The sequence below is a fragment of the Clostridium sp. J1101437_171009_A5 genome, assembly GCF_015547905.1.
Classification (GTDB): Bacteria; Bacillota; Clostridia; order Oscillospirales; family Oscillospiraceae; genus Pseudoflavonifractor_A; species Pseudoflavonifractor_A gallinarum.
In genome coordinates, this window is record NZ_JADMVY010000040.1 from 1 (window position 1) to 1,276 (window position 1,276).

The window sequence follows — 1,276 nt, forward strand, 5'->3', positions numbered from 1 at the left end:
CTTGCATACAGCTTTGACATTGCCTTGCAGAATGAATTTTCCCTTGAGGAAAACATCGCTCTTGCAAGGCAATTTTTATTGGAGAACTTTGTGAGCCGTGGCATGGTGGTTGACTTCGCCGTACACCAGCCAGACCGGGAGGACGGCGGCATACCAAACCCACATTTTCATGTGCTTTGCCCTATCCGCCCCATCGAGCAGAACGGCAAATGGGGACTAAAGCAACGCCGGGTGTATGAGCTGGACGAGGACGGCAACCGTATCCGAGACGCAGACGGAAAGTTTGTGTTCAACGCCGTTCCCACTACCGACTGGGGCAGTCCCGAAACGCTGGAATACTGGCGGCAGACATGGGCGGAGCTATGCAATGCCAAGTTTGCGGAAAAAGGTATTGATGTTCGTATCGACCACCGGAGCTATGAGCGTCAGGGCGTGGAGCTTCTTCCCACCGTCCACGAGGGCGCAACCGTCCGGGCAATGGAGAAGAAAGGTATCCGCACCGAAAAGGGAGAGTTCAACCGCTGGATCAAAGCCACCAATGCCGTTATCCGGGACATCAAGAAGAAAATCACTCTCCTGTTTGATTGGATTGCCGAAGCAAAAGCAGAGCTTGCCAAGCCACAGGCACCCAACCTTGTTTCTCTGCTGAACGCCTATTACACCAGCCGCAACGCCGGGGCGTATTCCCAGAAAGGCAAGGTCAGCAATCTAAAGGAGATGAACGAGACTTTCAATTATCTTCGGAAGAATGGCATTTACACCCTTGAAGATTTGGAAAGCCATGTCAACGAACACAGTGCTGCCACAGAGAGCTTGAAGAAAACGCTGGACGAACAGACCGCCCGAATGAAAGCAATTAAGCAGCTCTATGACAGCTCCGCTGCTTTCCAGAGCTTGAAGCCTGTCTATGACGGCTTGCAGAAAATCAAGTTTGAGAAGCCCAGAGCCAAGTACAAGGCAGAGCATGAAGCGGAACTGATACAGTTCTACGCCGCCAGACGAAAGCTGACCGGGGAGTTCCCGGACGGCAAGGTGGATATGAAAAAGCTGTCCGACGAGTATGACGAGCTGGAACAGGCGCACGAAAGCACCTACGGCGAGTTTAAGGCTGTCAGAGACGATTTACACCGTCTTTGGAAGGTCAAGTCATGCGTAGATACTGCCGCCCGATTTAACGAGCGTACAGAGAAACAAAAGCACCAAAATCGACCCCAAACACGACAGAAAAAGGAGGAACTATCCCGATGAATTACACCCAAGCACAGATTGACCGGGC

Annotated in this window: 1 protein-coding gene; it reads left to right on the forward strand. The window is 52.0% G+C overall.

What is annotated here, in order from left to right; translation table 11 throughout:
• The coding region (locus I2C21_RS17405; RefSeq protein WP_195279895.1) for a MobA/MobL family protein at window positions 1-1,248 on the forward strand (1,248 nt) is incomplete at its 5' end.
• Between the last annotated feature and the right edge of the window lie 28 nt (window positions 1,249-1,276).